At 73.2% G+C, this 24,108-nt stretch carries 10 protein-coding genes and 1 pseudogene; 6 read left to right on the plus strand and 5 right to left on the minus strand.

All coding sequences use genetic code 11. The annotated features are described in order from the left end of the window. The 3 genes and pseudogenes from K7G61_RS23470 to K7G61_RS23480 all read left to right on the plus strand — a co-directional run. The coding region (locus tag K7G61_RS23470) for an SDR family NAD(P)-dependent oxidoreductase (RefSeq protein ID WP_225848933.1) at positions 1-2,465 on the plus strand (2,465 nt) is incomplete at its 5' end. A gap of 87 nt (positions 2,466-2,552) precedes the next feature. After that, positions 2,553-8,207, plus strand: a pseudogene (locus tag K7G61_RS23475) (type I polyketide synthase); the annotation flags it as partial. After that, entirely contained in the window at positions 8,204-9,727 is a 1,524-nt protein-coding gene (locus tag K7G61_RS23480; protein WP_225848935.1) for an FAD-dependent monooxygenase, read from the plus strand. The pseudogene K7G61_RS23475 and the gene K7G61_RS23480, both read left to right, overlap by 4 nt. Positions 9,728-9,853: 126 nt before the next feature. Here the strand turns inward: K7G61_RS23480 and K7G61_RS23485 are convergent, their stop codons facing one another. Beyond that, positions 9,854-10,696, minus strand: a complete 843-nt coding sequence (locus K7G61_RS23485; RefSeq protein WP_225848936.1) for an aldo/keto reductase — start codon at positions 10,694-10,696, stop codon at positions 9,854-9,856. A 176-nt stretch (positions 10,697-10,872) separates the two neighbouring features. Here K7G61_RS23485 and K7G61_RS23490 point away from each other — a divergent pair, with 176 nt between their 5' ends. Continuing rightward, positions 10,873-11,613, plus strand: a complete 741-nt coding sequence (locus K7G61_RS23490) for a TetR/AcrR family transcriptional regulator (RefSeq protein WP_225848937.1) — start codon at positions 10,873-10,875, stop codon at positions 11,611-11,613. 71 nt (positions 11,614-11,684) lie between these two features. Here the strand turns inward: K7G61_RS23490 and K7G61_RS23495 are convergent, their stop codons facing one another. After that, positions 11,685-13,406 (minus strand): acyl-CoA dehydrogenase family protein, encoded by a 1,722-nt coding sequence (locus tag K7G61_RS23495; protein WP_225848938.1) that lies wholly within the window; start codon positions 13,404-13,406, stop codon positions 11,685-11,687. Further along, entirely contained in the window at positions 13,403-14,695 is a 1,293-nt protein-coding gene (locus K7G61_RS23500; protein WP_225848939.1) for a cytochrome P450, read from the minus strand. Before K7G61_RS23500 ends, K7G61_RS23495 begins: the two co-directional genes overlap by 4 nt. Before the next feature lie 255 nt (positions 14,696-14,950). Here K7G61_RS23500 and K7G61_RS23505 point away from each other — a divergent pair, with 255 nt between their 5' ends. Together K7G61_RS23505 and K7G61_RS23510 are read left to right on the plus strand one after the other, a co-directional pair. Continuing rightward, positions 14,951-16,228: a cytochrome P450 gene (locus K7G61_RS23505; protein ID WP_225848940.1), complete on the plus strand. Its 1,278-nt coding sequence runs from the start codon at positions 14,951-14,953 to the stop codon at positions 16,226-16,228. Between the two features lie 348 nt (positions 16,229-16,576). Then, positions 16,577-17,977 carry an MFS transporter gene (locus tag K7G61_RS23510; protein WP_263984760.1) on the plus strand — a complete coding sequence of 467 codons (1,401 nt, stop codon included), beginning with the start codon at positions 16,577-16,579 and terminating at the stop codon, positions 17,975-17,977. A 3-nt stretch (positions 17,978-17,980) separates the two neighbouring features. On the opposite strand, the gene K7G61_RS23515 is transcribed toward K7G61_RS23510, so the two are convergent. Both K7G61_RS23515 and K7G61_RS23520 read right to left on the minus strand, forming a co-directional pair. After that, positions 17,981-21,025, minus strand: coding sequence for a LuxR family transcriptional regulator (locus tag K7G61_RS23515; RefSeq protein WP_225848942.1), 3,045 nt, complete (start codon positions 21,023-21,025; stop codon positions 17,981-17,983). A gap of 1,157 nt (positions 21,026-22,182) precedes the next feature. Beyond that, entirely contained in the window at positions 22,183-22,638 is a 456-nt protein-coding gene (locus K7G61_RS23520; RefSeq protein WP_225848943.1) for a VOC family protein, read from the minus strand. Positions 22,639-24,108: the final 1,470 nt, after the last annotated feature.

Consider the following 24,108-nt stretch of genomic DNA (forward strand, 5'->3'; position numbering starts at 1 on the left):
CGCAGGACTGCCTCGCCGAGCTCTCCCCGGACACGGACCGGGCCGGGAGCGATTCCGGCGCCGTCGTTCCCCTGCTCCTCGCCACCCAGCGCCGCGACCGCCCCCAGGTGGCCACCCTCACCGCCGCCGTCGCCGAGGCCCATGTCCACGGGGCCGTACGTCCCGACTGGCCCGCGATCCTGGGCGGCGGAGCTGCGGTGGACCTGCCCACGTATCCCTTCCAGCGCCGGCACTTCTGGCTCGGCGGCCCCTCCGCGCCCGCCGGCACGGCGAGCGGGGACACCGCGTCCGACGAGGCCTTCTGGTCGGCGGTGGGAGACGGGGACGCGGCGCGGCTGGCGAGCCTGCTCGACGTGCCGCCGGACGGGCCGGTGGCGGAGCTGCTGCCCGCCCTGAGCACCTGGCGCGCGCAGAGCGCGCGGCGCGCGGTCGCGGACGGCCTGCGGTACCGGGCCGTTTGGTGGCCCGCCGAGCAGGCCGCGGACGCGGCGCCGGGCGGCACCTGGGTGGTCGTGGTGCCGGCCGCGCTCACCGCCGACACGCGCGTCGCCGCGTTGGAGGGCGCGCTGGCCGATCGAGGCGTCGATGTGGTGCGTACGGTGGTGGACCCGGCGGCGGCCGGGCGATCCGAGCTGGCGGAGCGGCTGACCGATGCCCTCGGCGGCTCGCCCGCCGCCGGCGTGCTGTCCCTGCTCGCCCTCGACACCGCGCCCCGCGCCGACCAGCCCGTCGTGCCGTACGCCACCACCGCCACCCTCGTCCTGCTGCAGGCGCTCGCCGACCTCGCGCCGACCGGCCCGGACGGTGCCCCGGCCCGGGTGTGGCTGCTCACGCAGGGCGCGGTGTCGACCGGCGGCGCCGATCGGCTGGACGCTCCCGAGCAGGCGCAGGTGTGGGCGCTGGGCCGTACCGCCGCGCTGGAGCACCCCCGGCTGTGGGGCGGCCTGATCGATCTGCCCGCGGACCTGACCGGGACGGCACTGCGTCGCGTGACGGCGGCCCTCGCGGGACCGGAGCAGGAGGACCAGCTCGCCGTCCGGCCGGCCGGCACCTTCGTACGGCGCCTGGTGCGTGCCGCGCCCGTCCGCCCCGGCAGCGGCCGCTGGACGCCGCACGGCACCGTCCTCATCACCGACGGCACCTGGGGCGCGGGCGCCCGCGTGGCGCGTCGGCTCGCCGCCGAAGGCGCGGTTCACCTGCTGCTCACCCACGAGCCGGGTCCCGCCCCCGCGGGGAGCGAGTCGGCTCTGGCGGAGCTGGCGGAGCTGAACGCGCACGTCACCGTGGCCCCGTGCGACCTGACGGATCGGGCAGCGGTGGCCGCGCTGCTCGCGAAGGTACCGGCCGAACGGCCGCTGACCGCCGTGTTCCACACCGCCGGCGAGCCGCGGACCGCTCCGCTCGCCGCTGCCGAGCCGGCCGCGTTCGCCGCCGACGTCGCCGCCAAGGCGGCCGGGGCCGTCCACCTCCACGACCTCGCGGGCGACGGCCTGGAGGCGTTCGTGCTGTTCTCCTCCGTCGCCGGACTGTGGGGCAGCGTCGGCCAGGGCGCCTACAGCGCGGCCGGCGCCCACCTCGACGCGCTGGCCGAACACCGGCGGGACCTGGGCCGTACGGCGACGGCCGTCGCCTGGGGCGTGTGGTCCGGCACGGCCGCCACCGCCGCCGAATCCGCCGACCCGTCCGCCGAACAGGCCCGGCGCGAACGGCTGCGCGACATCGGCCTCGCCGAGACCGATCCCGGCCTGGCACTGGACATACTGGCCGGTGTCCTCGGCCGGCCCGACGGCGAAGCCGCCTTCGCGGTCGCCGCGGTGGACTGGAGCAGGTTCGCCCCGGCCTTCACCGCCACCCGGCCCAGCCCCTTCCTGGGCGGCGTGCCCGAGGTGGAGGCCGCCCTGGCCGCGGCGGCGCGGGGGGCCGACGACGCAGAGGGCGACGGACCGTCCGCGACGCTCGCGCAGTCCCTGGCCGGGCTGACCGATGCCGAGCGGGAACGCCTGCTGACCGACCTGGTGCGCGGCGAGATCGCCGCCGTCCTCGGCCACAGCGGTCCGGAGGCCGTACCGGCCGGGCGGGCCCTGAAGGACCTCGGCCTGGACTCGCTCGCCGCCGTGTCGCTGCGCAACCGGCTGGGTGCCGCCACAGGGCTGCGGCTGTCCGCCACCGTCGTCTTCGACCACCCCAGCCCCGCCGCGCTCGCCGCCCATCTGCGGGCCTCGCTGGACCCCGCACCGGACGGCACCGCCCTGGACGAGGAGTTCGACCGGCTGCAGACCCTCCTGACGGGCCTCGCCGGCGACCCGGCTGCCCGCGAACAGGCCGGCGCACGGCTGCAGTCCCTGCTCGCCGGCCTCGGCGCACCCGCCCCCGGCACCGGGACCGCGAAGGTCGCCGCCCGGCTCGACGAGGCCAGCGACGAGGACATGTTCGCCTTCATCGACAGCGAACTCGGCACCCTGTGAGCCTTCCGGCCCGGCGGCGGCCCCGGCACGGCGGGACGGCCACGTGACCTCATGTACCCGACATCAGCGAGGAATGTCATGAACGCCACGTCCGACGAGCAGAAGCTGCGGGATTACCTCAAGCGGGTGACCGTGCAGTTCACCGAGTCCCGACGGCGCCTGAAGGAGACGGAGGACGCCCTGCGCGAACCGATCGCCATCGTGGGTATGGGCTGCCGCTTCCCCGGCGGCGTGCGCTCCCCCGAAGATCTGTGGCAGGTGGTCGCCTCCGGCACCGACGCCGTCTCCGGCTTCCCCACCGACCGGGGCTGGGACCTGGACGACCTGTACGACCCCGACCCCGACCGCGCCGGACACAGCGTCACCGTGCAGGGAGGTTTCCTTCACGAGGCCGCCGACTTCGACGCGGGGTTCTTCGGCATCTCCCCGCGTGAGGCGCTCGCCATGGACCCGCAGCAGCGGCTGTTCCTCGAAGTCTGCTGGGAGGCGATGGAACGGGCCGGCATCGACCCGGGCACGCTGCGCGGCAGCGCGACCGGCGTCTACGCCGGCTGCGTCACCGACGACTACCAGCTCCTGCTGCAGTCCGCGCCCGACGAGATCGAGCAGTACCGCATGACCGGCGCCGCCCGGAGCGTGCTGTCGGGGCGGGTGGCGTACTCCTTCGGTTTCGAGGGCCCGGCCGTCACCGTCGACACCGCCTGCTCCTCCTCCCTGGTCGCCATCGACCTGGCCGTCCAGGCACTGCGCCGCGGCGAATGCGCCCTGGCCCTGGCAGGCGGCGTCACCGTGCTGACGACGCCCACGGAATTCATCAACTTCAGCCGGCAGCGCGGCTTCTCGCCGGACGGCCGCTGCCGCTCCTTCGCCGCCTCCGCGGACGGGACGGGGTGGGCCGAAGGCGTCGGCATCCTCGCCCTCGAACGGCTCTCCGACGCCCGCGAACACAACCACCCCGTCCTCGGCCTCATCCGCGGCACCGCCGTCAACCAGGACGGCGCCTCCAACGGACTCACCGCACCCAACGGCCCCTCCCAGCAACGCGTCATCCAGCGCGCCCTGCACAACGCCGGGCTCACCCCCGCCGACATCGACGCCGTCGAAGCCCACGGCACCGGCACCCGCCTCGGCGACCCCATCGAAGCCCAGGCCCTCATCAACACCTACGGGCACGCACACACCCCCGCCCAGCCCCTCTGGCTCGGCTCCATCAAATCCAACATCGGCCACACCCTTGCAGCGGCAGGCGTGGCGGGCGTCATCAAGATGGTGATGGCCATGCGCCACGGCGTCCTGCCCCGCACCCTGCACGTCGACCGGCCGACACCCTTCGTCGACTGGGACGGCGGGCTGGTGGAACTCCTCACCGAGCAGCGTGACTGGCCCGACACCGGCCGTCCGCGCCGCTCCGCCGTCTCCGCGTTCGGCATGAGCGGCACCAACGCCCACGTCGTCCTCGAACAGGTGCCGGCCGACAGCCTCGCCGATACCGGAGCCCCGGCCGGCTCCGCCCCGCCGCCCGCCGTCCTGCCCCTGCTGCTCTCCGGCGGCGAGCCAGCCGCCTTGCGGGCCCAGGCGGGGCGGCTGGCCGCCCACCTCCAGTCCCGGCCCGAGGCGGAGCTGGCGGACGTCGCACACGCGCTGGCGACCACCCGCGCGGGGCTCGACCACCGGGCCGTGGTCCTGGCGGCCGACCGTGCCGGGGCCCTCGGATCGCTGACCGGGCTCGCGACGGGCGCCGGCGACCCCCGGGTGGTCACCGGAGCGGTCAGGGAACGCGGCCGGACGGTGTTCGTCTTTCCCGGTCAGGGCTCGCAGTGGCCCGGCATGGCGGTCGGACTCCTGGACGACGAGCCGGCGTTCGCCCGTGGCCTGCGGGCCGCCGCGGAAGCCGTAGGCACGTGGACCGGCTGGGACGTGGAGGACGTGCTGCGGGAACGCGACGGCGCCCCCTCGCTGGAACGCATCGAGGTCGTGCAGCCGGTGCTGTTCTCCGTGATGGTGGCACTCGCCGAACTGTGGCGGACCCACGGCGTGGAGCCCGACGCGGTCGTCGGCCACTCCCAGGGCGAGATCGCCGCGGCCTGCGTGTCCGGCGCCCTCACGCTGGAGGACGCCGCGCAGCTGGTGGTGCTGCGCTCGCAGCTCTTCGCCGACGAACTCGTGGGCCGCGGACAGGTCGCCTCCGTGGGCCTGTCCCCCGCCGAGGCCGAGGCGTGGCTGCGCCCGTTCGGCGGCACGCTGTCCGTCGCCGGATTCAACAGCCCGCATCTGATCACCGTGGCCGGGGAACCCGCCGCGCTGACCGAGCTGGTCGCCGCTCTGACCGCCGAGGGGATCCGCGCCCGTGTCGTGGCCTCCACCGTCGCCTCCCACAGCCCCCAGGTCGAACCGCTGCGCGGCCGCCTCGCCGAACTCCTCTCGTTCGTGGCGCCCCGGGCGGGCCGGGTGCCGCTGTACTCCACGGTGACCGGCCAGGTGCTGAACGGTTCCGAACTGACCGCCGACTACTGGTACGAGAACTGCCGCCGCCCGGTGACCTTCGAACCCGTCGTCCGTACTCTGCTCGCCGACGGCTTCGACGTCTTCGTGGAGGTCAGTGCCCACCCCGTGCTGACGCTCGGCGTCGAGGAGACCGCGGAAGACGTCGGTGCCGAGCCGGTCGTGACGGGCACGCTGCGCCGCAAGCAGGGCGGCCGGGAACGGTTCCTCGCGTCGATGGCCGAGCTCCATGTCCGGGGCCGGTCCGTGGACTGGCGGCCCGCGCTGCCCGAACGGGCCCGCCGGACGGATCTGCCCACGTACGCGTTCCAGCACCGCCGTTACTGGGTCGAGCCCGCGTCCGCCCGCTCCGCCACCGCGCCCGAGGCCGTCGAGGCCGCCTTCTGGCAGACCGTCGAGCGCGAGGACCTCGACTCGCTCGCGGCCACGCTGGCGGTCCCGCCCGACGCCCTCGCCGGCGTGCTGCCCGCGCTCGCCGCCTGGCGGCGCGGCAGCCGGCCCGGGGCGGCGCCGGACACATGGCGCTACAAGGCGCTCTGGCAGGGTGTCGGCGACCCGCCGCCCACACCTCTCACCGGCAACTGGCTGGTCATGGTGCCCGTGGGTTCCGCCGAAGCGTCCACGGACGCCGTCCTCGCCGCGCTGCGGCAGGCCGGTGCCCGCACCGTGACGGTCCCCGCCGAGCCCGGCGTGGACCGGGAGGTCCTGACGAGGCGGTTACGGGCGGCGGCGGGTGACGGGCCGGTGGCGGGCATCCTGTCGCTACTGGCGCTGGACACCGCGCCGGTCGAGGGCCATCAGGAGCTTCCCGCCGGACTCGCCATGACGCTGCTGCTGCTCCAGGCGGTGTCCGACGCCGGCCTGGACCGCGCGGTGTGGTCGGTGACCGGCGGCGCGGTCGGCGTCGGCGCCGCCGACCCGGTCACCGAGCCCGCACAGGCCCACGTCTGGGGACTGGGCGAGATCGCCGCGCTCGAAGTCCCCCACCTGTGGGCCGGGCTGGTCGACCTGCCGCCGGCCCCGAGCGGGCACGACCTGGCCCGCCTGGCCGCGATCCTGGCCGCGCCCGGCGACGAGGCCCGGTTCGCGGTCCGCGGATACGGCCTCTTCGCCCGGCGCCTCGTCCGTGCCCCGCGCCCGCCGCGCGCCGTGCCGGGCGGATGGACGCCGCACGGCACCGTCCTCATCACCGACGGCACCCACGGCCCCGGCGCCGTCCTGGCCCGCCGGCTCGCCGCCGCCGGGGCCCGCCACCTGCTGCTCACCCACGGCGCGGACCGCCCGGACGCCGCCGTGGGTGAGCTCGCCACCGAACTGCGCGCGCTCGGCGCCGAGGTGACGGCCGTGCCGTGCGATGTCGCCGACCGCGCCGCACTCGCCCGGCTCCTGGCCGGCGTGCCCGACGACGCGCCGCTCGGCGCGGTCTTCCACACCGCCGGCCCGCTCGCCGAAGAGGCACTGGGCACGCTCACCCCGGACCGCCTGGCCGCCGTACTGCGCACCAGGACGCTGGGCGCCCGCCACCTCGACGAACTCACCCGCCCGCACGACCTGTCGGCCTTCGTGCTCTTCTCGTCCGCCACCGCGTCCCTCGCCGCCGGACTGGGCCTGGCCGGGTACGCCGCCGCCAACGCCTACCTCGAAGCCCTGGCGGACCACCGCCGTGCCGCCGGCCTGCCCGCGACCGCCCTGGCCTGGGGGGTGTGGCGCGAACCGCCCGCCGGCTCCGGGCAGGCGCAGGAGGAGCGCTACGACCGGCTCGCCCGACGCGGCCTGCCGCCGCTGGACCCCGACCGCGCCCTCGCCGCCCTCCAGCAGGCCCTGGACGACGACACGCCCGCTCTCCTCGTCGCCGACGTCGACTGGCCCGCCTACCGGCGGGTGGTCGCCGCCGGCCGCCCCGACCCGCTGCTTTCCCGCATCCCCGAGGCAGCCGCGGCGGCCGACGGCGACGCCGTCGGCCCCGACCGCTCCTCGGCTCTGCTCGCGGCTCTCGCCGGCGCGGACTCGCCCGCCGAGCGCCGAACCCTCCTTCTCGGCGCCGTCCGCGGCGAAATCGCCGACCTCCTCGGTTATCCCGACCCCGAGGTCCTCGGCCCCGACTCCGACTTCCTGGGACTCGGCATGGACTCCGTCGCGGCCGTCTCCTTGCGCAACCGCCTCGCCAAGCTCCTGCACCGCAAACTTCCCGCCCGGACCACCCTGGACCACCGCACACCGCACGCCCTGGCCGCGTTCCTGGCAGCCGAGTTGTCAGGGCAGCCCCGGCGGTCCGGGGCCGAGGCCGGCGACGACCTCGTGAACCGCTGGATCGCCGCTCTCGCCGAGGGGGAGCACGTGCCGGAACTCCTGGGCGTCCCGGCCGGGGCCGCCCCGGCGGCAGCGGACCGGGCCTCAGCCCGCTCCGGCTCCGAACATGCCGACTTGGTGGGCGAGTTGACGGCCGCTGCCGCCCGGCGCCCGGTCTTCGACGAATCCGGGCCCGGCCACGTCCCCGCTCCCGTGGTGCTCGCCACCGGGCCCGCGACGCCCGCCCTGATCTGCCTGCCCACCGTCCTGGCCACCTCGGGGCCGCACCAGTTCGCCCGGTTCGCCGCCGCGTTCGCGAAGGATCGACCGGTCACGGCCCTGACCCTGCCCGGATTCGGGGCCGGGGAGCCGCTGCCGGCCACCCTCGGCGCCGGGGCCGCCGCACTCGCCGAGGCGGTACGGTCCCGGGCGGGGAACACGCCGTTCGTGCTGGTCGGCTATTCCTCGGGCGGTCTGCTCGCGCACGCGGTGGCCGCCTGCCTGGAAGCCGGGGGACTCTTCCCGGAGGCGCTGGTACTGCTCGACACGTATCTGCCCGGCAGCGAGGAACTCGCGGCACTGGCGCCGGCCATCGGCAGGGGCATGGTGCGGCGGCTGGAGGAGTACTCGCCGCTGGGGGCCGAGCGGGTGACCGCCATGACCGGCTACCTCGGGCTGCTGGACGGTCTGCGGCCGCAGGAGCTGAAGGCACCGGTGCTGCTGGTCCGGCCCGAACGGCCGGTGGCCGGCGCGGAGGCCGTCACGCACTGGCGGTCGGCCTGGCCGGGGCGGCACGACGCGGTGGAGGTGCCCGGCGACCACTTCTCCCTGATCGAGGGCGACGCGGCCACCACCGCACGGGCCGTGCGGGACTGGCTCGCCGGCCACGCCGACTCCGCTGCCGGCGCCGCACCGGCCACCTCCGTGACCGCGAAGGAGCGTTCGGCATGAAACGCGTCCCCGTCCTGGTCGTGGGCGCGGGCCCGGTCGGCCTCGCCCTCGCCTGCGCGCTGTGGCAGCGCGGCGTCCGCGCCCGGATCGTCGAAGCCGAAGCGGACCGGCAGTCCGGCTCCCGCGCCGTCCAGCTCCACCCGCCGACCCTGCAGCTCTTCCGCGAACTGGGCGTGCTGGACGAGGCCGAACGGCTGGGACTGCGGATCCGCTCGACCAGCTACCACCTGGCCGGCGGCCGCACGGTGCGGGTGGTGCTCGGGCCCCGCAACGAACCGCTGATGCTCCCGCAGGAGCACACCGCGCGCTTGCTGGAGGGGGCGCTGGAACTGGCCGGCGGCCGGGTGGAGCGCGGTCTGCGGGTCACCGACGTCACCCAGGACGCCGAGGGTGTCAGCGTCGAGACGCGGGGCCCGGACGGCACGGAACTGATCGAGGCCGACTGGCTCGTCGCCACCGACGGCGTGCGCAGCACCGTACGGGACCGGCTCGGGGTGGACTTCGCCGGCAGCGACGTCACGACCGGTTTCGTCCTCGCCGAGGGCCGGATCGGCGGGGACTTCGAACGCAACGCGGTGCACTACTTCCTGGGCCAGACCGGTTCGGTGGTCTTCGCGTCCATGCCCGGCGGACGGACCCGGATCTCCGCGCCCGTCCCGGAGGGCTTCCCGATCGACGCCGAGGGTGTGCAGCGGCTGCTGGACACCCGGGGCCCGGGCGGACTGCACGTCACCGGACTGGACATGATCAGCAGCTTCACCAGCCAGGAGCGCATCGCCGTCACCCTGCGCAAGGGGCGCTGCTTCCTCGCCGGGGACGCCGCCCACACCCATTCCCCGCTCGGCGGCCAGGGCCTGAACCTCGGCCTGCAGGACGCCCACAACCTCGCCTGGAAGCTCGCCGGGGTGGTCACCGGCACCCTCGCCCCGGCGATCCTGGACACCTACGGGCCCGAGCGGCACCAGGCCGCCGAGCAGATCGTCCGTAACACCCACCTGTTCCTCACGGTGTTCCGGCTGGGTCCGGCCGCGTCCCGGATACGCGATACCGTGTGGGCCGGTCTGGAGGCCGCGGGGGTGCTGCGCCAGTGGTTCGTTCCCCTGCTGGCGGGCTGGCGGGTCCGCTACCCCGATCTGCTGGGTGAGCGGGGCCGGCCGGACCCGCGCCGGTCCGCCCTGCGGGCGGCACGGCGGCTGCCCGCTCCCGGCGGTCGCGCCCCCGCCTGGGTGCCCGAACCGCCGGCCGGGATCCCGCAGTTCCGGCTGGTGGCGCGGGGCCCGGCCGGGGACGGCCCGGTCCGGGCCGTGCATGCCGCGGCCGCCGCGGCTCCCGTACCCGTGGTGCCCACGTACCTGCCCGGGCGGGCTCCTGGTTTCCTGCTCCTGCGCCCGGACGGCTATGTCCTGGCCGCCGGCACCACCGCGGCGGAACTCGCCGCCGCCGGGCGGCTGCTGGGCCGGATCGCCGCGGCCGCTCCTGTCCGGCCGAAGCGCCCGGCCGTGACGGCGGAGGCCGACTGACGACCTGGCCGTCCCGGCCCCGCGGCGGGCGCCGGGACCGGCAGTGCGTGAACCCCGCGCCTCTGGCGGCCCCGCCGTCCGCCCGCACGTTCCGGGCGAACGGCGGGGCGCCGGGCGGTCAGCCGGTCAGACGGCGGCCGAGACGCTCGCGAACTCCTCGTCGGTGAGCCGGATCTGGGCGGCGCCCATGTTCTCCTCCAGGTGCGCCACCGAGGAGGTGCCGGGGATCGGCAGCATCGCCGGAGAGCGGTGCAGCAGCCAGGCCAGCGCGAGTTGCGCGGGAGTGGCGGCGTGGCCGTCGAGCACCGCGGCCAGGGAGCTGTCGGGGGCGGCGAGGGCGCCCGAGCCGATGGGGAACCACGGGATGAAGGCCAGCCCGTGCTCTTCGGCGTACCCCAGGACGTCCTCGTACTTGCGGTCGCCGAGGTTGTACATGTTCTGCACCGACACGATCTCGGCGACGGCCCGGGCCTGGTCCAGCTCCTCGATGCCGACCTCGGACAGCCCGATGTGCCGGATCTTGCCCTCCTTCTGCAGCGCGGCCAGCTCCCCCACCTGGTCCGCCAGCGGTACCGCCGGGTCGACCCGGTGCAGTTGGAGCAGGTCGATGGTCTCCAGGCCGAGGTGCCGCAGGTTCAGTTCCACCTGCTGACGCAGGTACTCCGGCCGTCCGAGCGGGCGCCAGTCCTGCGGGCCGGGCCGGCTCATGCCCACCTTGGTCGCGATGACCAGGCCCTCCGGGTAGGGGTGCAGGGCCTCACGGATGATCAGATCGGCGGTGAAGGGGCCGTAGGCGTCGGCGGTGTCGATGAAGTTGACGCCCAGCTCGACCGCGCGGCGCACCACCCGTATCGCCTCCGCCCGGTCGGTCGGCTCACCCCAGATGCCAGGGCCGGTCAGCCGCATGGCGCCGAAGCCGAGCCGGTTCACGGTGAGGTCGCCGCCGATCTGCAGCAGGTCAGTAGGCATCGTTGGCCTTTCGAGGTGAAGAGAGTGAGGACTGGTGAGGACCGATGAGGACTGATGTCCTGGGCCGCCGTCTGCTAGCCTTAACAGCGTTTACTAACTGCATGCATATTGTCAACCGAGCGCCGTTTGGAATCCGGCGGAGGGCGCTGTCATTCAACGCTGCTAGGGTGGTCAGCATGGGACAAGTGATTCAAAGCCGGAGGATGCGACTGCGCGAGGCGACAATCGCCGAGATCAAGTCCACCGCGCTGCAGCACATGGCCTCCAGCGGCACTGCGGCGGTCTCGCTGCGCGCCATTGCCCGCGACATGGGCATGACCGCCGCTGCCATTTACAGCTATTTCGACACGCGCGACAACCTCATCAGCGTTCTGATCGCCGACGTCTACAGCACCCTCGCCGACACGCTGGAGACCGCGATCGACGGATGCCCCGCGGACTCCCCGCAGGCGCAGCTGATCGCCTTCGGGTCGGCGTACCGCACCTGGGCGATCAACAACCCGGAGGAGTTCCGGCTGGTCTACGGCGACCCCGCGCCCGACTACCGGCCCCCGGAAGGCGGCGCGGCGGCCGAGGCCGAGCACCGCTCCTGCGCGGTCCTCACCGGCATCATCGCCGCCGCCTGGCCCACGGCCCGGTACCTGTGCACCGAGGACACCCACTCCTGGGCCGACTTCGACCCGCAGTTCGCCGGGCTGATCCAGCAGTCCTTCCCCGGCCTTCCGCCGGCCGCGGTGGCCCTCTCGCTGCGGGTATGGGGGCGGCTGCACGGCCTGGTGACCCTGGAGGTGTACGGTCACCTGCGCCCGCAGGTGAGCGATCCGGCCAAGCTCTACCGGACCGAGCTGACCGACCTCGCGCACTCCCTCGGCCGCACCGCGGCGGACGACTCGCACCACAGCGCGGCCACCGCCTGACCGGCTCCGCCCGTGCCGGGTCCTCTGGTCCCGGTTCCGGTGCGGGCCGGCCGGCGGCGGCCGCGGCCCGTTCAGCCCTCCGGTGTTCCGTCCGCTCCCAGCGTTGCCAGCCACCGCGTGCTGACGCCCGCGTAGTCCGGCTCGGCGCCCTCCGTCCCCGCGGACAGCCGGCGCCAGTAGTCGGCCAGGCGGTGCCCCGCCCCGGCGGCGTAGATCTCGGCCAGCCGCCCGCCGTCGCCGGGGGCGCCCGCGGCGGCCTCGTGGCCGGCCCGGGACAGCACCGCGCTCACCGCGAAGAGTTCCGCGGCGATCCGGCCCAGCAGGATGAGGGTGCGCTCCCGCCGGAACAAGGTCGCCGGGTCCGGGTGACGGTCCACCAGTTCCCGGCAGCAGCCGTAGAAGCGCTCCACCTGCTCGCCCACCTGCTCCAGTGCCGCGCGGAGCGCCGGGGACAGGCCCGGCAGCACGTCGGCGTCCGGCCCGGGCCCGGCCGCGCCGCCCGTGGCCGCCGCCGCGCCGGCGGATCGGCCCGCCTCCGCGTAGAACCCGGTCAGCAGGCGCCGGCCGGCCTGCGCGTCGAGCATGAAGTCCACGTTTCCCGCGATGCGCAGGCCTCGCGCGTCCCGGAGCCGACGCTCCACCGGTACGGGGGGCGCGCCCCGCCGCACCTTGCTCGGCAGCGTCTCGACGCCCTCCGCGCCGTACAGCGACACCGTCCTGTCGACGATCCGCCAGCAGGCGCGGACCAGCAGGTTCTTGGCCGCCAGCCGCTCGAACCAGCGGTCCGTCGGTCCCGAGCCGATCAGACTCCAGCGGATCACCGCTTCCATCGCGTACACCTCGGCGAGGGTGTCGGCGAGCTGACGCCGGATCTCCTCGTAACTGCCGAGCGCACGGCCGTCGACCGTCCGCCGGGCCACGAACTCGCCCGACCAGCGGCGGCACAGTTTGGCGATGGCCATGGCGGGCGCGGCGGTGAAGTAGAGCTGGCCGGTGAGCAGCGCGGAGGCCATGAGATCGGGGAACCGCGGCTCCTCCGGCTCACCGCGCACCACGTGGGCGGCGGGCACCTCGACACCGTCCAGGCTCAGCGCGCCGTTGGGCAGCCCGCGGCTGCCGGTGAACTCCACGTGCGAGGTGACCTCGAAACCGGCGGCCGAGGTGTCCACGAAGCACACGCACAGCCGCCGGCCCTTTTCGGTGTGCTCGGTGGCCGCGACCGCCAGCAGGTCGGCGAGCGGGCCGTGCCCGGTGAAGACCTTCCGACCGCGCAGGACGTACGTCAGGCCGTCCGCCGAACGCGTCGCGGTGGTCCCGGGCCACACGTTGTTCTGCCCGGCCGGTTCGGTGAAGCCGAAGCCGGAGATCGCGCCGGCGGCCAGCCGCTCCCCGACATGTTCCCGCAGCGGGCCCGGCGGCAGCGCCGGGTAGAGCGCGGGCGCGCCGACCCCGGCCTGGATGGCGAGCATCTGCCCGGCCGGCATGCACAGCGCCGCGGCGTGCTCGATGGCGCTGAAGGCGTTGTACGGTGACAGCGCCAGGCCGCCCAGTTCGGCCGGCATGCACAGCCCCAGGTAGCCGCTGCCGCGCAGGTCGTCGGCGAAGCGGCTGGGAAGTTCGCCGGTCAGGTCCACCCGGTCGGGATCCAGCCGGGCCCGCAGGAACTTCTCCAGTTCGGACGCCACCACGTCGCCGGCCGCCTGGTCGGCCGGGCCCTGCCGGGGGAACGGCGTGAACAGGCCGCGGGCCAGGTCGCCCGAGCCCAGTGCGGAGAGGAACGTCGGGGCCGTCACCTGCCCACCGCCGGGACCAGTTCCACCGGGACGTCCAGCAGCACGGTGTGTTTGTGGTTCGGCGCCCAGAGGGCGGGACCGGCCGGGCGGATCTCGGCCACCCGGTCCAGCAGCGCCTCCAGCGCCAGCCGGATCTCCAGCCGCCCGAAGGCGTCACCCAGGCAGTAGTGCACTCCGTGGCCGAACGACAGGTGCGGATTGGGGTCGCGGCCGATGTCGAAGCGCTCGGGGTCGGCGAAGACGGCCTCGTCCCGGTTGGCCGAGGGCCACCACAAGGTCACCTTCTCCCCGGCGCGCATCCGATGCCCGTGCAGGTCCACGTCCCGCGTCAGGGTGCGGCGGTTGTACGGATTGGCGGGCAGCCAGCGCAGCACCTCCTCCACGGCGGACGGCAGCAGCGAGCGGTCCGCGCGCAGCCGCTGCCACTGCTCGGGATGGTGGGCGAAGCCGAGCAGGCCGCCCGCTATGGTGTTGCGCGGCTGCTCGAAACCGCTGACCAGCATCACGCTGGTGTTGGCTTCCCGTTCCTCCGCCGTCAGCGGCGCCTGGCCGCCGGCCGGCAGCTCCCCGACCGCCAGTACGGTGCCCACGTCGTCGCCCGGGTGCCGCGGCTTGTCGGCCATGAACTCGCCGAAGTAGCGGCGCATCCGGCCGTACATCGCCCGCGACTGTTCATCCACCAGGCCGGTACTGCGGTGCGTGAACCCGAGTACCCCGTGCACCCACCGCGTCAACTGCGGCCAGTCCTGCCGCGGTATGCCGAGCAGCAGCGCCACCGAGCGCAGCGCGAACGGCTCGGTGAACTCGTCCACGGCGTTCACGGCGCCTGCTCGCCCGCGCTCGACCAGCGCATCGGCCAGCACGCCGGCGGTCGCCCGCAGTTCCGGCTCCAGCGCCGTGACCGCCCGGGTGACGGCCGGGGCGAGCAGCCGCCGGAACACCTCGTGCCGCGGGTCGTCCATCATGGCCAGGACCGTGCCGGCCAGACCGCCGCCGAACGGCAGGTCCTCCAGGTGGCTGCCGCCGCCGGCCCGCCCGCCGCCGCCCTGCGAGGAGAACGACGGGTCGACCGAGGCGGCGGCGATGTCGGCGTGCCGGGTGAGCACCCAGAAACCCTCACCGTCCGCCAGCTTGCCGGCCGGGTGGTAGAACGCCGGCGCCTCCCGCCGCAGTCTGGCGAACAGCGCGTACGGTATCCCCTCGGCGAACCGGGACTGGTCGGTGAGGTCGAACCCGCCCAGCACGCTGGGCAGCCCGGTGTCCTCTTCGGCTTCGATCTCGGTGCTCATGCGCGACCTCGCATCGGAATCGGTAGTGGGCACACGGTCCGGACAATGCGGCACAGAGAAATACCTGCGGTCGGCACGAATCCGATACGCGGGCCGCCAGCCAGGAACGTACCCACCGCCGGCAGCGGCGCCAACCCCAGAACGGCAACCCGGACCACCCCCTAAACCGCACACCGGGGAGGGGTTGGCGATAGGGGGTGGGTCTGGGTAATTTCCGCGAACAGCAGGAGGCCTTCAACTCCAGGGATGTGAAGTATGACCGAGGCGCCGACCGCAAAAGTCCCCGACGTGCTCAGCTACAATCCGGAAGTCGCCAGGAAATCCCTGCCGTTCGACCCGTTCGACCCGGATTTCCACGCGGACCCGTTCCCGTTCTACCGGAGGATACGCGCCGAGTCGGGACCAGCCTTTCGTACCGAGGGCGGCATCGTCACCGTCCTGGGGTTCGAGGAGGCATCGGCAGTGATGAAGGATTCCCGCTTCGGATGGGGAGTCAATCCGATGATCGCCGACCAGTTCGTGGAGAACCCGGTGAGCGGCGAGTCCGGTCGCATTCTGATGTTCATGGACCCGCCGGACCACACCCGCATACGCGGTCTGGTCTCCAAGGCGTTCACGCCGAAGATGATCACCGACCTGCGCCCGGTGGCGGCCAGGTACGCCGAGGAGTTACTGGCCAAGGCGCTCGCGGAGAATCCGGACGGCCGGATCGACCTGCAGGAGACACTCTCGCGCCCGCTGCCCGCACGGGTGCTCAGCGAGATGATGGACATCCCCGAGCGGTATCACCCGCTGTTCTTCGCCAACACCATGGAAAGCGGCCGGGGGCTCGACCCCGGCTTCACCCTCACCGACGTGCAGAAGGCCGCCCGGAACGCGGCCCGCGACGTGTTCATCGACGCCGGTCTGGAGATGGCCGCCGCCCGCCGGGTCACTCCCGGTGACGACCTGGTCAGTGAGCTGGTGCGCGCCGAGGACGCCGGGGAGCGGCTCACCGAGTGGGAACTGGCGATGCTCCTCATGAACCTGCTCGCCGCGGGGTTCGGCGCCAGCGCCGCGCTGATCGGCAACGAGGTCTACCACCTGCTGCGCCACCCCGAGCAGTTGGCGTGGCTGCGCGAGCACCCCGAGCGGGTGCCGGCCGCGGTCGAGGAACTGCTGCGGTACGACAGCACGCTGGCGATGGTCAGCCGCACCGCGCTGGAGGACGCCGATGTGGCCGGCCACCCGGTGCGGGCCGGTGAGTACGTCCTGGTGCTGATGGCCGCCGCCAACCGCGACCCCGACGCGTTCACCGACCCCGACCGGCTGGACATCACCCGTCCGCTGACCCGCAACCTCGGCTTCGGCCACGGCATCCACTTCTGCGTGGCGGCCCCGGTGGCCCGGCTGATCGCCCAGGAGGCGCTGACCGCGCTGATCAAGTACGAGGTCCGGCTGGACGAGCGGGCACCCGTCGAACGCTGGCCGGGCATCTCGCTGCGGGTCATCGGCAAGTTGCCGGTCGTCCTCGGCCCCGTGGTGAGGGGCTGACCACCGGCCCGCGCACTTCCCGCCCCTCGGCCCGGCCCCCACCCCCTCCCGGCATCCGGGGCCCCGGCCCCTGCCGGCCGACCCGGCCGAGGGCGTTCCCCCAGCTCCCGGGCGCCATCCGGCGCCCGGGAGCTGTCGTTTCCGGCGCACCTCACGCCCCGCTTGACACCCGACACGGTCCGCTACTACAGTTTGCAAGCCTAAACGGTGTTTAGTTTTCTCCTGTCGCATACTAACTTGTCGGCAGTGACCTGTCTCGTCCCCGTAGAATCGAAAGGGTCAAATCCAGTGGAAGGTTCCGTTGGCGACTCGAACCAGAGAGCCGGTCTCAGGCTTGCGTTACTGGCGTTGGCCCAGTTCATCATCGCCGTCGACTACAACATCGTGTACGTCGCACTGCCCGACATCGGGGACGCGCTGCACTTCTCGTCGCAGACCCTGCAGTGGGTGGTCAGCTCCTACGCCGTCTCGTTCGGTGGTTTCCTGCTGCTCGGCGGCCGGGCCGCCGACCGCCTCGGCCCGCGCCGGGTGTTCGTCACGGCACTGATCCTCTTCGGGGCCGCGGCTCTGGTCGGCGGCCTGTCCGACTCCACCGGGCTTCTCGTCGCGGCCCGCGCGGTGCAGGGCCTGGGCGGCGCGCTGCTGTTCCCCTCGACGCTCACCCTGATCGTGACCAGCTTCGAGGAAGGGCCCCCCCGCAACCGGGCGCTCGCGGTATGGGGTGCGACCGGCAGCGGCGGCCTCGCCGCCGGAGCGCTGCTCGGCGGTGTGCTCACCCAGGCCCTGGGCTGGCAGTGGGTCTTCTACTTCATGGTCCCGCTGGTCGTGATCGCCCTGCTCGGCGTGCCCGCGCTGCTCGCGCCCGACGCGCCGCGCACCGGACCGCGGCGGAGTTTCGACATCCCCGGCGCACTTGTCGTCACACTGGGCGCCACACTCGTCGTCTTCGGCCTGGTCAGCGGCCCCGACTACGGCTGGACCGCGCCGCGTGTGCTGGGCACCCTGATCGTCGGCGTCCTGCTGATCGGCTCCTTCTTCCTCATCGAGGCCAACACCAGCGCGCCCCTGGCGCCCCTGCGGCTGTTCCGCAACCGGAGCCTGTCCACCTCGATGATCGTCGCCTTCCTGCACATGTGCGCGCTCAGCGGCGGCTACTACCTGTTCACCACCTACATCCAGAACATCCTCGGCTACGACGCCCTTCAGGCCGGCCTGGCCTTCCTGCCTCTCGGCGTGCTGGCCATGATCGCCGGCGGCCGGGTCGCCGCGGCGATGCTCAACAAGAACGGGCTGCGCACCACCCTCTCGCTGGGCATGCTCGTCTACGCCGTCGGCATGGCCGCGATGGCGCTCGGCATGTCCACCAACGGCACGTACTGGGCGGTACTGCCCGGGGTGTGTGTCTACGGCTTCGGCGGCGGCCTGGCCTTCACCGCGATCTTCGTCTCCGCCGGATCCGGTGTCGCCCCGGCCGAGCAGGGCGTCGCGTCGGCACTCGCCTCGACGTCGCAGCAGATCGGCGCCGCGGTCGGCCTCGCCGCCATCCTGGTCATCGCCAACCACGGCATCCACCTGGGCGGGGGAGCGACCCCGTCCCAGCACGCCGTGGTGCACGGCCTGCGAACGGCAGGCTGGGTCGCGGCGGCTGCCGCCGCCGTGGGCGCCATCGGGGCGCTCAACCTCCGCAAACCTCCCGCCCCGGCCCCGGCAATGGCCGAGGCGGGACGTGAGGTGTCGACCTCCGGCTGAGCCTCAGGCCCGCCGAATCGGCACCAGCAATCGGGACTCGCGACCGGCCTCCCCGTACCGGACGCGGGTCCCGATTGGTCCGTATTCCGCCTCCTGCAGCGCGCCCGCGCCTGCTTCCGCGGTCGTCGCCGTCTCCCTTCCCACGGACGGGCCCTGGCGCGCCACCGTACCGCCGCCCTGCAGAACCAGCGCCAGGTCGCTGCGCCGCTTGATCCCCAGCTTGCGGTACACCCTGGTCAGATGCTGCTCGACGGTGCTCACCGTCACGAAGAGCTTCGCCGCGATCTGCCGGTTGCTGTGGCCCCGGGCGGCCAGCGTCACCACGCGCATCTCCGCGTCGCTGAGCCTGCCCACCAAGTGCTCGTCGCCGGCCTCGGTCGGCGCGGCCGCCTGCCCTCCGCCGTTGTCCGCCGTCTCCGGCACGATCCGGCCGGGCAACGTCACCCCCTGCTCGTCACCCAGTTGCCGGGCCCGGCGCAGCGCGGCGCGTCCCTTGCCGTGCTGGCCGAGGTCCAGCTGGTGGCGGCCCAGATCGTTGAGCGCGAGGGCGAGTTCCACCGGATTGCCGCAGTGCCGCGCCGCCTCGACCGCGTCGGCCAGCAGCGAACCGCGCTCGCCCACCGCGGACGCGGCCGCCAGTGTTCTCAGCGTGGCGGCGCGCACCAGGTACTCCCCCGGCCCGACCAGGGCAAGCTGCTCCGTGAGCAGTTCCCGGGCCCGGTCGGCCTCGCCGAGGACCAGAAGTGCCCGAGCGGCCTCGGTCCGCCACGGCACCAGTGCCGGGACGTCCATGTCCCAGCGCGCGGCCAGCTCCCCCGCCGCGACCAGGTCGTCCAGCGCCGCCGCGGGCCGGCCCTGCGCGAGCAGCAGACGGCCCCTGGCGTACAGGAAGCGCAGGCCCAGCGGGGTCTGGAACATGGGAGCCGGGGGCGTGGTGCGCAGGTGGGCCGGGTCCCCGCAGGGTCTGCCCAGCAGAGCTTCCGCCTCCATCAGCACGCTGAGGGGCAGGCCGATCAGCACTCCCCAGCTCGTCCCGGGCATCGCGGCCAGCGCGGACTGCGCGCGCTCGGCCGCGCCCCGGGCGTCACCGCGCTGCAGCGCCAGCCGCGCCGCCAACGCCTCGAACAGCGCCTGCCAGGTCGGCGCCGCCTGTTTCCGGGCCGACCCGGCCAGCGCGGCGAGCCACCGCTCGGCGGCATCCGATGCGCCGTTGAGCATCAGGACGACCACCGCGGCGGACAGCATCGGGAAGGAGCTGTCATCGAGCCGGCAGCTGCCCAGGACCTGCTCGGCGAGGTGCACGGACTGCGGGTTCGGGCCGCGGCGCAGTACCGAGACCACCGCCGCGACCACCTCGCCGCAGCAGGCCGGGACGACGTGCACGGCGCCGCCGTCCTGCTCACGGGCCCCGGCCCGCGGCGCGACGAGTCCGTCCCCTTCGTCCGCCTCGGCGCCAAGATCCCCGAGCTCGGGGTACAGCGGGGCCAGCATGGCGCGGAAGAACCGCAGGAGGACGACCGCCTGGGAGTCGTAGGCGCGGTGGGCCTGCGACTCGAGCATGTCGAGCGTGCTGAGAGCCACCTGCGGCTGGCCGAACCACATCAGCGACTCCAGCGGCGCGGTGACGTCGCGCCCGCTGAGCAGTCCGGTTCCGGCGAGGTCGAGCAGGGCCGGCACCCGGCGTGCGGCGGCCCGCGGGTCGGCCCGCCACTCGGCGCGGAAGAGCATCGCGGTAGTGGCCGCGTGGTGCTCCTCGCTGCGTTCGTACTGGTGGGCCAGCGCCAGGCAGTTGAGGGCGAGCGTGATGTCGCCGCTGTGCAACGACTCGTCAGCCGCTTCCAGCAGGACGGTGGCGGCGCAGTCGTTGTCGATGTTGCTGGCCGCGATCAGCTGGTGGGCCACCGCGATGGCCGGAGCGCCGTTCTTGAACAGTACGGTGCCCGCCCGGGTGTGCAGAGCCGCGCGGTCCTCGGCGGTCATGCCCTGCAGGACCGCGGCACGGGCCCGCGGATGCCGCCACCGGCCGTCATGGTGGAGGAGGCCGGTTTCGGTCAGGTTGCGTAACGCCAGCGTCAGCGACCTCGGGTCGAGCTCGGATAACCGGATCAGCATCGGGGCGAACGGATCGTCCAGAACGGCCGCTTCGCGCGCCGCGACCCGCACGCTGGGGTGGCAGCGGTAAAGGCAGTCCAGCACGGCCTGCTCGAACTGCGGACCGACGTGCAGCGTGCGCGGCGCGGCGCCCGGCTCCTGGCCAAGGGTGTCCTCGATGAGCCGGCGCACCAGCAACGGGTTGCCGCCGGTGATCCGCAGGCAGTCGGCGCTCATGGCCGACGGAGCGGTCCGGCCCAGGTGCTCGTCCAGCAGTGCCGCCACTCCGTGCCGGGACAGCGGCCGCAGCCGTATACGGCGGGTCAGCGGCTCCCGCGGCAGCTCCGCCTCCAGCATCGCCCCGGACGGCCAGGGCTGCGGGCACTCGTTGAGCACCACCAGCAGCCGTGCCGTGTGCAGCCGCCGCACCGCCGCGGACAGGCACTGCAGTGAGGCGGCGTCGGCGTACTGCAGGTCCTCGACACTCAGCAGCAGCGGTCCGCCGACGTACTCGACGAGATCGTCCACGGCCAGGCCCATCCGGTGGAAGGTCAAAGGCGGGATGGCCTCCGGGGCGGCCCCGCCCACGGCCGCGTCCCCGGCCTCGGGGAGCGCCTGGGCGGACAGGTCGGCCACCCGGGAGCGCAGTTCCGCGGGCAGGTCCGCGCTCCGGAAGAACTGGCCGAGCACCCCGAACGGCACCGACTGCACGGCACGCGAAGCAGTGGCGGACAGGTGGACGGCCCCGAACAAGCTCGTGTACTCGGCGAACGCGCTGAGCAAGGCCGATTTCCCGTGACCGGAGGCTCCGGTGACCACGGCCATGCGGCCTCTGCCCTTCATCGCGTCGTGGAAGAGTTCACACAGCAGGGACAACTCCTCCTCGCGCTCATGGAGATCGTGTTCCGCGAGGACACCACGACGGTCGAGGACCGTCGATTCAGGGGTTTCCAGCATGCCCTTCGACTCCACTCTGTTATGGATATCACAATGCGTGACGCACACATTTCCGGAATTGCAAATGCCGCCAAGATGCCGGTTGCTCACCGATAAGGTGTTACATATCCACTGACGGACAGCCGCAACCCCGCCGGAGTGGTTAATTCCGTATGTCAATGCCAGCAATCGGAATTAGAGATTCCACTTGTCCTACAGGAGCGGTTGGTTGCCCCGTTTTCGCCGGTCCACCTGATACGATCACTGCCGGTCCGGCTTTCGCTGGTCCTCCGGAAACCATTATGCCATGCCATGGATCAGCGCCCGGACCGCGACCGCGGTGGCCATCCCGCACTCCGGGCGATCTTCTTACTTTCGTGCCGCACATGATCGCAGTCGTCCGAGCCGGCGCCTGAAGCGCTTTCCCCGCGCGAGGAGATCCTCGCCACGCGGGGCGGGTTTACGGTGGATCACTGACCGGAAAAGGCGGTGCACAATTGCCGGACGGACCGCGCCCGCCGGATCGCCCGGGGAACGCGCCTGTCGGACTCAGGGCTTGATCGTGTTGCCCGGCCCTGGAGTTGTCGGACCCGGTGAGGAGTATCCGGGCGAGCCGGCGCGGGGAGATGTGGCTGCGGTCGGTGCGGTGCGTGACCCAGCGGACGATGCGCCACCAGAGGAAGGTGTGGAGAGTGTGCAAGGCGTGTTTTGGCGTTTTGGCGACCGCGCGTTCCGCTCGCCGAACTCGGTCGTGATCCCGGCCTTGCGGAAAGCCCTCACCAGTGTCGGCACGCCCTTGTCCTTCGCCCGCGTCCGAACGCGGTCCATCCTAGGCCGCGTTGTCGATGCGGTCGAAGCACGCCTCGATGTCCGCGTCCGGCCGCAGCCACGGCGAGACGTCCACCGCCGGGGCCAGACAACGCACGTGATCACACCAAGGCCGCGCCGTTGCCTCAAAGGACAACACAGAGGTGACGGGTCGCCCGCCCGGCCCGGAGAGCGGCTCGTCCCCTGGCCGTCACGCGATGGAACCGGTGGAGATCGCCGCCCTGCCCGTGCGTGACGGCCGACGGGACACGAGCACGGCAGGGACGTCCGGCCTTTCCAGGCCGCGTCGGCCGGCGGTTCGGGCAGATGTGCGTGCGGCGTCGCCTCTCACGAACGGGCGGTTCCGGTGTTCAACTGGACTCTGCACGGAGCCCCGCTTGGAGCCCTGCGAGCAAACCGGTGGACTGACCCACCTCGATGAGGTAACCATCAGGATCGCGAAGATAACAACGCAACTCGGATCCTCGGTCGACGGGCTCGGTGAGGAAGTCGGCTCCTTTCGCGACAGCGTGCGAGTGGAAAGCGGCCATGTCAGCCACTCGAACATTGAGAAAGCTGGAAACGCGGTCGCCACGCGGCGGGGCCTCCAGCGTCACCCCCGGCTTGTCGGGGGTGGGCCCGCCTCCCGGATTCATGATGACCCAGCTGTTGGCGATCTTGATCACCGCCGGGTTCTCCTCCCTCACGACCTCGCCACCGAAGACGTCGGCGTAGAAGCGCCGGGACACAACGATGTCGCGCACCGTCAGAAAATGTGTGATGAGGAGGCCGTGATGCGGTGCGGGCAGCTTCCCGTGATGTGTCATCCTGCGTCATATCCCTTCGCGAGTCGGAGCTGTCGTAGGCCGGGTCGTGTACTTCCTGATCCACTGCGCTCACGTGGATGCGGTGCTCACACCCGGACACAGCTGATTGACCGAACAGGTAGCCGATCTGTGACACCGGCGGTAGCCCAAGGCGCCTGTCCGGGCACCGGTCCCGCTGCGGTGTCGGCCTTCCTCCACGGCGTGGCCGGGATCTTCCTCATGCACGTGGCCGAAGCGCACGGGCACGGCGTCCGGTGCATGAGCGGCCGATGGCCTGCCCCGGTGTGACTCGTCCGCAGGACGAGGGCCGCACCGCCTGCCGTCCGGACCGGTCACTGCGCACCAGGGCTTCGGAATTTCCTCCTCTCACGCAGCGTATCGGGTGGGCCGGTGAGCCGGAGCAGTCGACCGGTGGGACGGCAAGTGATGAAGACGGTCCCCGGGGACCAGAAGCCGCACGAGGCCGTCCAGGTCTCCGGTACTTGCTGGGGACGGTCCGGGGCGGCTGCGTGGTCGGCGCCGCGAGTGCGACGCGCTCGAAGGTCTGGTCTCGGACGTGGAGGCCGGACGCAGCGCCGTACTCGTTCTGCGCCGGTGATGCCGGAATCGGGAAGTCCGCTCTACTGGATCACCTGGCGGCGCGCGCCGCAGGACACCGCATCGCCCGCGTGGCGGTAGCCGAGTCGGAGATGGAGTTCCCGTTCGCGGGGCTGTAGCAGCTGCGCGCCCCGTTCCTCGCGCGCGCCGGTTCCCTTCCGCCTCCGCAGAGGGAAGCGCTCTCCACGGCATTCGGGCTGAACACCGGACCGCCTCCGGACAGGTTCCTGGTCGATCCTGTCGTACTCGGGCTGCTGACCGACGCAGCCGCCGAGCGGCCGCTGATCTGTCTCGTGGACGACGCGCAGTGGTTCGACCGCGTCTCCGCGCAGACGCTTGCGTTCGTCGCGCGCCGCATGCTCGCCGAACCGCTGGCGCTCGTCTTCGCCTCTCGTGAGCAGCGGGGACGCGACGAGTTGGCCGGTCTGCCCGAGCCGGCGCCCGACGGCCTCGGTGACACCGACGCCCGCGGCTTACGGACGCGGCGGCCAGGGCAGGGCTGCCCGGCCCGCCAGGGACCTCGACGCCGCGGCACTGCTCATCGCGGAGATCGACCGGCTCCAGGAGGCGGTCGGCAGCAGCTCTGCGCCGTACGGCACGGTCACACTCACCGCCGTGCGGGGACGCGTACGCGAAGCCGTCCCGCTGATCGAGCGCGGCATGGAGGATGTCCCGAACCGCGGTGAGGGCATCGGCATGGCCATCGCCCAACGGGCCCGAGCGGTTCTTCACAACGGTCCGGGCAGGTACGGGGAGGCATTCGACGCGGCCCCTACGGCGAGCGCGCATCCGCAGGACCTGGTCGCGACCCACCGGGGACTGGCCGAACGTCGAGCGGTGCCGCGGCGTGCGATACCGCCGCTGCGACACCGC

It is taken from the genome of Streptomyces sp. HPF1205 (assembly GCF_020400825.1).
Lineage (GTDB): Bacteria > Actinomycetota > Actinomycetes > Streptomycetales > Streptomycetaceae > Actinacidiphila.

Excerpts from the sequence above, each read along its gene's own strand:
- K7G61_RS23480 (WP_225848935.1), top strand. The coding sequence starts at position 8,204 with ATGAAACGCGTCCCCGTCCTGGTCGTGGGCGCGGGCCCGGTCGGCCTC.
- K7G61_RS23485 (WP_225848936.1), bottom strand. The coding sequence starts at position 10,696 with ATGCCTACTGACCTGCTGCAGATCGGCGGCGACCTCACCGTGAACCGG.
- K7G61_RS23490 (WP_225848937.1), top strand. The coding sequence starts at position 10,873 with ATGGGACAAGTGATTCAAAGCCGGAGGATGCGACTGCGCGAGGCGACA.
- K7G61_RS23500 (WP_225848939.1), bottom strand. The coding sequence starts at position 14,695 with ATGAGCACCGAGATCGAAGCCGAAGAGGACACCGGGCTGCCCAGCGTG.
- K7G61_RS23505 (WP_225848940.1), top strand. The coding sequence starts at position 14,951 with ATGACCGAGGCGCCGACCGCAAAAGTCCCCGACGTGCTCAGCTACAAT.
- K7G61_RS23515 (WP_225848942.1), bottom strand. The coding sequence starts at position 21,025 with ATGCTGGAAACCCCTGAATCGACGGTCCTCGACCGTCGTGGTGTCCTC.
- K7G61_RS23520 (WP_225848943.1), bottom strand. The coding sequence starts at position 22,638 with ATGACACATCACGGGAAGCTGCCCGCACCGCATCACGGCCTCCTCATC.